Source organism: Streptococcus sp. bf_0095, from assembly GCF_004166885.1.
GTDB lineage: Bacteria > Bacillota > Bacilli > Lactobacillales > Streptococcaceae > Streptococcus.
In genome coordinates this window covers 107402-116407 of the sequence record NZ_RCYU01000004.1, presented here as the reverse complement: position 1 = coordinate 116407, position 9006 = coordinate 107402, and the positions used below count along the sequence as shown (strand labels likewise).

The following is a 9006-nucleotide window of genomic DNA, read 5'->3' as shown; positions in this document are numbered from 1 at the left end:
GGCGCGTAGCTCAGGTGGTTAGAGCGCACGCCTGATAAGCGTGAGGTCGGTGGTTCGAGTCCACTCGTGCCCATTTTGGAGAATTACTCAAGAGGCTGAAGAGGACGGTTTGCTAAATCGTTAGGTCGGGTAACCGGCGCGGGGGTTCGAATCCCCCATTCTCCGTAGAGAATCAAGTTAGCTTTCTAGCTAACTTTTTTTGTTACTTTGATACATCAATAGAAATAAAAATGTAACAAAGGCGTAACATAAAATCTTTCATTTTCTGTTATACTAGTTAGTGTCTTATATGAAGGAGTCTTTTATTATATGAAGAAAAAATTATTAACGACTATTTTACTTAGTACAGTAGCTTTATCACAAGTAGGTACAGTTATTTCTGTAGGAGCTGATTCTACTGATGATAAAATTGCTGCACAAGATAGTAAGATTGCTGATTTGAGTTCAAAAGAACAAAGCGCACAAGCAGAAGTTGATCAAATTCAATCTCAAGTTTCTGAAATCAAAAAGCAACAAGAAACTCTTAAAGCTGAAAATGATCGTTTGAACGAAGAGTCTGCTAAACTTTCAGCAGAGATTGAAGAGCTTTCTAAAAATATTGTTGCTCGTAAAGAATCATTGGCAAACCAAGCACGTAGTGCTCAAACAACAGGAACTGCTACAAGTTACATTAACGCTATTGTAAGTTCTGGTTCTTTGACTGAAGCTATTTCTCGTGTTTCTGCAATGAATGAAATTGCTAGCGCCAACAACAAGATGCTTGAAGAGCAAAAACGCGATAAAGAAGCAATTGATGCTAAGCAAAAAGAAAACAATGAAGCAATCAACACTGTTATTGCAAACCAACAAAAATTAGATGATGATGCGCAAGCGTTGACAACTAAAGAAGCTGAGTTGAAAGTTGCACAATTGAATTTGGCAGCTGAAAAATCAACTGCAGAAAATGAAAAGAATGCTTTGCTTGCAGAAAAAGCAGCAGCTGAGAAAGCGGCAGCTGAAGCAGCAGCAGCTGAAGCAGCTTACCGTGCACAACAAGAAGAACAACGTAAGGCTGTAGAAGCATCTGCTAATACTAACTTGCAAGCACAAGTGCAAGCTGCTACTCAAACACCAGCAGCTGAAGCAGCACAACCTCAAGCAACAGTTTCAACTCCTGCTGCAGCACCAGCAGTTCAAACTCAAACAGTTGCTACACCTGCTGCAACTAGTCGTCCAACATACAGCACCTCTGCAAGTTCATACCCTGTAGGTGAATGTACTTGGGGTGCGAAAGTATTGGCACCTTGGGCTGGTGATTACTGGGGTAATGGAGCACAGTGGGCTGCAAGTGCCGCAGCAGCTGGATTCCGTACTGGTAGCCAACCACAAGTTGGAGCTATTGCATGTTGGAATGACGGTGGATATGGACACGTGGCAGTGGTTACAGCTGTTCAATCTACTACAAGTATTCAAGTATCTGAATCTAACTACTTAGGTATCCGTAGCATTGGGAACTACCGTGGATGGTTTAACCCAGTGAATGCACAAGGATCACTTACTTATATCTATCCAAACTAAGAATTCAAAACACCCACTAAAAGTGGGTGTTTTTTACTATAGTTACTATTTTAATTTTTGATGGATTATGGATTGAAAAATCATGTAAAAAGCGTTACAATGGGTAAAGAGAAGATTTGTACAATTTGTACATTGTGGTTAAATTTATGTGGAGGAAATCATGTCGTTTTCGGATTTAATGCTGTTTGCTTTATCTTCTAACCAAGATTTGGCTGAACGTGTCTCTAAGGAGATGGGATTGCCACTTGGTAAGTCGACCGTACGTCAATTTTCAGATGGGGAAATCCAAGTCAATATCGAGGAGTCTATTCGTGGGAAAGAGGTGTATATTCTTCAATCTACGAGCTCTCCTGTCAATGATAATTTAATGGAAATATTGATTATGGTAGACGCCTTAAAACGTGCCAGTGCTCAAACCATTAATGTAGTGATGCCTTATTATGGTTATGCCCGTCAAGACCGTAAAGCTCGTGCTCGTGAGCCGATTACATCCAAATTGGTTGCCAATATGTTAGAGATTGCTGGTGTGGATCGCCTTTTAACCATTGATTTGCATGCGGCTCAGATTCAAGGATTCTTTGATATTCCAGTGGATCATTTGATGGGGGCTCCATTGATTGCAGACTATTTTGAACGTCGTGGCATGATTGGTTCTGACTATGTGGTAGTCAGTCCGGACCACGGTGGTGTGACGCGTGCTCGTAAGCTAGCTGAATTTTTGAAAACACCGATCGCCATCATTGATAAACGTCGGAGTGTTGATAAAATGAACACCAGCGAAGTCATGAACATCATTGGGAACGTTGAAGGGAAAACTTGTATCCTGATCGATGATATGATTGATACTGCGGGAACCATTTGCCACGCTGCGGATGCACTTGCTGAAGCAGGAGCTGTAGAAGTCTATGCAAGTTGTACGCACCCTGTATTATCTGGTCCAGCTATGGACAATATTCAGAAATCAGCAATTAAGAAGTTGGTGGTGTTGGATACCATTTACCTACCTGAAGAGCGCTTAATCGATAAAATTGAACAAATCTCCATCGCAAAACTATTGGCAGAAGCGATTATCCGCATCCATGAAAAACGTCCTCTGTCTCCACTATTTGAAATTGGAAATGCGAAAAAATCTTAAAAATGTAAAAAAGAGGTTGTAGAGAGCCTCTTTTTTAAGAAAGGAAAGATATGTTTTTCAACTGGTTAAAAAAAGAAAGTAAGATAAAAAATCAGAGGGAGGAGTTACTGAAAGAAGCACAAAAAAATGAGGATAGAATGGATCCTTGTCTACCAAAAAAGACCTTGCCAAAAAGTGGTGCAATCAAATAAAAGAAGTAAAACACTTACAAAATAAAAGATTTCTACTTTAAAAGTCAAATCTTCTCTTACCTAAAAAATATAAAATTAATTTAAAAAATAGGTCAGATTTTATTGACAAATAAAATATATCGTAGTAAACTAGTAATAGTTACGAAGTAACGAATTATTTTTTAAAATGAAAAAAGGAGATAAAACAATGAAAAAAGTTTTATTATCATCAGTAGCAGCTCTTGCAGTATTTGCAGCAGCAGCACCAGCATTTGCAAATGAAAACCCTATTAATGGTGGAGCTAACACTCCAGGTGCTTACGACCAACCAGTAACTGGTGGCGGTGTTAACGATGCTTACAACGCTCAATCTGAGTTTAAAAATGGTCGTAAAGCTAACGAATATGTTGGTGGTCACCAAGAAAACGTTGATGCTATCGCATCACAAGATCCAGCAGTAGTTGCAGCTAAAGCTGAATTGGATGCTGTTGAAGGTGGTTCACACCTTTACGGTGAAAAGAAAGCAGCTTATGAAGCAGCATTGAACAATGCTCGTAATGCAGCTCGTAACGCTAAAATCCAAGAATCTCAAAAAACATACAACACTGCTGACAAGGCACAAGGTTCTTACTACATCTTGAATGAAACTCCAGAACAAGCTAACGCACGTTACTTGAAAGAACATGGAATTTCTAAAGAAGAAGCAGCTAAACAATCTAAAGAAGAAGCAGCTAAAGCAGAAGAAGCAGCTAAAGCAGCAGCAGCTGGTAAAGCTGGATCTAAACAAGCTGACAAAGCTCTTCCAAAAACAAGCGCAGTTAAATAATTTATATTAATTAGCTCTTAAATTAAATATCACTGAGCCTTCGGGCTCGGTGTTATTTTTTAGAGTAAACGGTATATAGGGGATCTTATTTTTATGAATCGTACAGATAAACATTCTAGTTCTAAAAGAAAGGGCATTTCGCTTATTCTTGCTTTGCTTGCTCTTGTAGCCCTTGTAGGTGGATTTATCCTCTTTAATCCATTTGGGAAACAGACCTCATCTGATAAAAAGGATACGAGCTCATCGTCTAATGCAAGTAGCAAAGAGGTCAAGGAAGTCAAATATGAGCCAAGTCAAGAAGAAAAAGAGTATTTAGCCAACCGCTTTGCTCAATTAACTTCTGTCAATCCAGAAGCGATTGCCTATGTTTATGCTCCAGGAACTGAGTTAGATGAGCCTGTTGTTCAAACAGGGGACAATGCTACTTATTTGGATAAGACATTTGAGGGTGGAAACCAACCTTTATTGGGAACGGTCTTCATGGATACTGATAATAAAAAGGACTTTAGTGATCGTTTGACCTGGTTATTCGGTCATGCTCGTGGAAGCCAGGTTGAAGATCATCGGATGTTTAACGATGTTAACTTCTATGATAATCAAGAGTACTTTAACCAGCACCCTTACGTAGTTATTGAAACACCTGAGCGCAAGTATTATTATGAAGCAATGGGCTTGGTCATTGTTCCTGAAACAACAGCTTTCTATCGTACTAGCTTTTCAGATGATGAAGATTTCACTACCCAGTTGAAAAACATCTATGAGTCAGCGCGTACAAAGAATCCAAATATTAAAATCAATGCTTCTGATAAGTACCTAGTCTTGTCTACTTGTCGCGAAGAAGATGAAACTATCCGTTCCAATCTCTACCTTCGTCAAATTCCGGATTCGGAAATGAAGGATTTCTTGGCAAAACATGGTGATCAGTTGAATTATGTTGCAACACGTGGTCAAGAATAGAAAAGATTTGGTAAAATTTATTCAATGAGAGGATTTAGCATGTGCTAAGTCCTTTTTTGATGAAAAAGGCCATTATTGTATCATTTTAGTTGGGAGTAGCCCCTTTTTTGCGATGGTTTTCTATTTATAGTATAATGGTGATAGAACTTTTTTTGGAGGTGGCTATGGATTTAACAAAACGGTTTAATCAAAATTTGAATCGAATCGAGATTTCTTTGATTCGTCAGTTTGACCAAGCCATTTCTTCTATTCCAGGTATTTTACGCTTGACCTTGGGTGAGCCAGATTTTACGACACCGGATCATGTAAAGGAAGCAGCAAAAGCAGCTATTGATGCCAACCAGAGTCATTATACGGGGATGAGTGGCTTGCTAGCTTTGCGAGAAGCTGCTAGTCAGTTTGTAGCTGAAAAATATAACCTACAGTATCGACCAGAGGATGAAATTTTGGTTACGATTGGGGCAACGGAGGCCCTTTCTGCGACCTTGACCGCTATATTGGAACCGGGAGATGTGGTGCTCTTACCAGCACCTGCTTATCCTGGTTACGAACCTATTATTAAACTGATGGGGGCTAGTGTCGTCGAAATTGATACGACAGACAATCGCTTTATCCTCAGCCCAGAGGCTTTAGAAAAGGCCATAGAAGAGCAAGGAGATCGCGTCAAGGCGGTTATTCTCAACTACCCAGCTAATCCGACAGGTGTCACCTACTCTAAGGAGCAGATGCAGGAGTTGGCTAGAGTCTTGAAGAAATATGAAATCTTTGTCGTTTGTGACGAAGTTTATTCAGAGCTAACCTATACAGGACAGCCTCACGTTTCCTTGGGATCCTATCTACGGGACCAAGCCATTATTATCAATGGCTTATCTAAGTCTCATGCTATGACAGGCTGGAGACTTGGTTTTATCTTTGCTCCGGCTCCTTTGACAGCTCAATTAATCAAGAGTCATCAGTACTTGGTGACTGCAGCGGGGACCATGAACCAGTATGCAGCCATTGAAGCCTTAACAGTTGGTAAAGACGACGCAGAGCCGATGAAACGAGAATACATAGAGCGTCGAGATTATATCATCAAAGAAATGTCTGCCATGGGCTTTGATATTATCCGCCCGGATGGGGCCTTCTATATTTTTGCTAAGATCCCACAAGGATATCTTCAAAATTCCTTCGATTTTTTGAAGCTCCTAGCCCAAGAAAAGGCTGTTGCCTTTATCCCAGGAATGGCTTTTGGCCCATATGGAGAAGGCTATGTGCGCTTGTCCTATGCAGCAAGTATGGAAGTGATCCAAGAAGCGATGAGTCGGTTGAAGGAGTTTATGAAAGAACATGCTGGAGAGCATTGAGAGTCGTGGCATCGTCCTCTACCATCGGGATTACCGAGAGGATGATAAGCTGGTTAAAATCTTTACAGAGCAAGCTGGCAAGCTCATGTTTTTCGTGAAACATGCCAATCGTTCTCGGTTGAATTCTATGATCCAACCTTTGACTTTAGCGGATATGTATCTGAAAATCAATGATGACGGACTCAGCTATATCGAAGATATTCATGAGGTTCAAAGTTTCCAAGGGATTAACCAAGACCTTTTTCGTCTTTCCTACGCAACCTATATACTGGCTTTGGCAGATGCTAGTATACAGGATCGTCAACCTGATCCAGCTTTATTTGCTTTTTTAGAGCAGACCTTGCAATTGATGGATCGGGGCTTGGATTATGAAATCTTGACCAATATTTTTGAAATGCAGATTTTATCCCGATTTGGTGTTGCCTTAAACGTTCATGAGTGTTGTGTCTGTCATCGAGTGGGGTTGCCTTTTGATTTTTCATTCCGCTTGGGTGGTGTCCTTTGCCCAGATCATTATGATCGTGATGAAAGACGGGCCCACTGGGATCCAAATGCCCTCTATTTGTTGGATCGTTTTCAAGCTGTGAAATTTAGTGAGTTAGAGACGATTTCCATCCATGGTGAGATGAAGAAAGAGTTGAGAAAGTGTCTAGACCAACTCTATGATGAATATGTAGGTATTCATCTCAAAGCTAAGAAATTTATTGATTCCCTGGGAAGCTGGGGAGAGATCTTAAAAGATCAGTCTGGAGGTAAGAAATGAAAAAAATTGCAGTTGATGCAATGGGCGGAGATCATGCTCCACAGGCCCTAGTAGAAGGGGTCAATCAAGCCATACAAGAATTTAAGGATATTGAAGTCATTTTGTATGGGGATGAGGCCAAAATTAAGCAATACCTGACAGCAACTGAACGGGTATCTATCGTCCATACGGATGAGAAAATCAACTCAGATGATGAGCCAACTCGTGCGATTCGTCGGAAAAAGCAAGCCAGTATGGTCTTAGCAGCGCATGCAGTTAAGAATGGGGAAGCGGATGCGATGCTTTCTGCAGGAAATACAGGAGCTCTTCTTGCCTCTGGTTACTTCATCGTCGGTCGGATCAAGGTCATCGATCGTCCAGGTTTGATGTCGACTCTTCCTACCCTTGATGGGAAGGGCTATGATATGTTGGATCTGGGGGCAAATGCTGAAAATACGCCAACTCACTTGCACCAATATGCGATTATGGGGGCCTATTATGCAGAGAATGTCCGTGGCATTAAGCGGCCTCGTATCGGTCTCTTAAATAACGGAACAGAGGAAAGCAAAGGGGATCCCCTACGCAAGGAGACCTATCAATTATTAGCAGCAGATCCTTCTCTTAATTTTGTAGGAAATGTAGAAGCGCGTGACTTGATGGATGGAGTTGCTGACGTCATTGTCACAGATGGATTTACAGGAAATGCTGTCCTTAAGACTATGGAAGGAACTGCTCTGGGCCTCTTTAAACAGTTGAAAACGGTCCTTAGTGGTGGTGGCTTGAAAGCTAAGATAGGAGCCTTTCTCTTGAAGAATGATCTACGAGGTTTGAAAAAGACCTTGGATTATTCAGATGTTGGAGGTGCGGTCTTGTTTGGCTTGCAAGCCCCTGTCGTGAAAACCCATGGTTCTAGTGATGCAAAGGCAGTCTATAGCACGATCCGCCAGATCCGGACCATGTTAGAAACAGATGTTATTCGTAAATCTGTGGTTGAATTATCAGAATTGGAGGAAGAGAAATGAGTCGTCATCAAGAAATTTTTAAACTAGTTGAAGGGTTGATTCAAGATCATAAAGGATCTGAGTATGAGGTTACTTTGGATTTGGACTTACGAAAGGACTTGGAAGTAGATTCCGTTGATCTCATGGAATACATTATTTATTTGGAAGAAGCCTACCAAATTGATATCCCAGATAAAGACATTGATGCCATGGCAACTGTTGGAGATATGGTAGACTACGTTTTGAAGAAAACAAGCAAATAAAGTTCGGTTTTTACGAACGAATAAGCATCTAAAAATAAGAGGTTGAATCTTTTTGATTCAATCTCTTATTATTTTTGTATTACAAGCTAACAAGATACGGATTTAACTTGAAAAAACAACCTCTCTGTGATACACTGAAAGGGATAAAAGATGAAAGGCGAACAAGAAGATGTCCGATCAATTAATTTATACGGGGAAAGCAAAAGATATTTATAGTACAGAAGACGAACATGTGATTAAGTCCGTTTATAAGGACCAGGCTACCATGCTGAATGGAGCTCGCAAAGAGACCATTGAGGGGAAAGGTGTGCTGAATAATCAGATTTCGTCTCTTATTTTTGAAAAATTGAATGCTGCGGGTGTAGCGACGCACTTTATTGAACGTATTTCTGATACCGAACAATTGAACAAGAAAGTGACCATCATTCCTTTGGAGGTTGTTCTTCGAAATGTGACTGCGGGTTCTTTTTCTAAACGCTTTGGTGTTGAAGAAGGTTTAGACTTGGAGACTCCAATCGTTGAATTTTACTACAAGAACGATGAATTGGATGATCCATTCATCAATGATGAGCATGTGAAGTTTTTGGAAATTGCCAATGATGAGCAAATCGCTTATATCAAGGAAGAAACGCGTCGTATCAATGAGTTGCTGAAAGATTGGTTTGCACAAATTGGTCTTCGCTTGATTGACTTCAAATTGGAATTTGGTTTTGATAAGGATGGCAAGATTATCTTGGCAGACGAATTCTCACCAGACAACTGCCGCCTTTGGGATGCGGAAGGTCACCATATGGACAAGGATGTTTTCCGTAGAGATCTGGGCAGTTTAACGGATGTATATAAAGTTGTTTTAGAAAAATTGCAGGGATTGAAGTAGCCTGTTTGAAACGGAAAACCTTCGTCTTTCAAGTAAAAGGACTCAGGCTGAAAAGGTCTACTAGACCTTTTCACTCCGTAGGGACTTGGGAAGTTTGACAGATGTTTATAAGGTTGTGTTGGAGAAATTACA

At 40.5% G+C, this 9006-nt stretch carries 9 protein-coding genes and 2 tRNA genes; all 11 read left to right on the top strand.

Translation table 11 applies throughout. From position 1 onward, the window contains the following. Positions 1-73 (top strand) — tRNA-Ile (locus tag EAI95_RS09455). 4 nt (positions 74-77) lie between these two features. Continuing rightward, positions 78-165: transfer RNA gene (locus EAI95_RS09450), tRNA-Ser, on the top strand. A gap of 144 nt (positions 166-309) precedes the next feature. After that, positions 310-1557: a CHAP domain-containing protein gene (locus EAI95_RS09445; RefSeq protein WP_129822802.1), complete on the top strand. Its 1248-nt coding sequence runs from the start codon at positions 310-312 to the stop codon at positions 1555-1557. Between the two features lie 160 nt (positions 1558-1717). Then, positions 1718-2692 (top strand): ribose-phosphate diphosphokinase, encoded by a 975-nt coding sequence (locus EAI95_RS09440; RefSeq protein WP_023027441.1) that lies wholly within the window; start codon positions 1718-1720, stop codon positions 2690-2692. A 378-nt stretch (positions 2693-3070) separates the two neighbouring features. Then, a complete protein-coding gene (abpA, locus tag EAI95_RS09430; protein ID WP_129822801.1) occupies positions 3071-3688 on the top strand; it encodes an amylase-binding adhesin AbpA in 618 nt (205 codons plus the stop codon). A gap of 93 nt (positions 3689-3781) precedes the next feature. Next, positions 3782-4645: a class B sortase, LPKTxAVK-specific gene (srtB, locus tag EAI95_RS09425; RefSeq protein ID WP_129822800.1), complete on the top strand. Its 864-nt coding sequence runs from the start codon at positions 3782-3784 to the stop codon at positions 4643-4645. Positions 4646-4809: 164 nt separating this feature from the next. Beyond that, the gene (locus EAI95_RS09420; RefSeq protein WP_129822799.1) at positions 4810-5991 is read left to right on the top strand and encodes a pyridoxal phosphate-dependent aminotransferase; all 1182 of its coding nucleotides are present in this window, start codon (positions 4810-4812) and stop codon (positions 5989-5991) included. Next, the gene (recO, locus tag EAI95_RS09415) at positions 5975-6754 is read left to right on the top strand and encodes a DNA repair protein RecO (RefSeq protein WP_129822798.1); all 780 of its coding nucleotides are present in this window, start codon (positions 5975-5977) and stop codon (positions 6752-6754) included. Before EAI95_RS09420 ends, recO begins: the two co-directional genes overlap by 17 nt. Further along, a complete protein-coding gene (gene plsX / locus EAI95_RS09410) occupies positions 6751-7755 on the top strand; it encodes a phosphate acyltransferase PlsX (RefSeq protein WP_048687892.1) in 1005 nt (334 codons plus the stop codon). Before recO ends, plsX begins: the two co-directional genes overlap by 4 nt. Next, a complete protein-coding gene (locus EAI95_RS09405; RefSeq protein ID WP_129822797.1) occupies positions 7752-7997 on the top strand; it encodes an acyl carrier protein in 246 nt (81 codons plus the stop codon). The genes plsX and EAI95_RS09405 overlap by 4 nt, the downstream gene beginning before the upstream one ends. Positions 7998-8166: 169 nt before the next feature. Beyond that, positions 8167-8874, top strand: coding sequence for a phosphoribosylaminoimidazolesuccinocarboxamide synthase (gene purC, locus EAI95_RS09400; protein ID WP_129822796.1), 708 nt, complete (start codon positions 8167-8169; stop codon positions 8872-8874). The last annotated feature ends 132 nt before the right edge of the window (positions 8875-9006 follow it).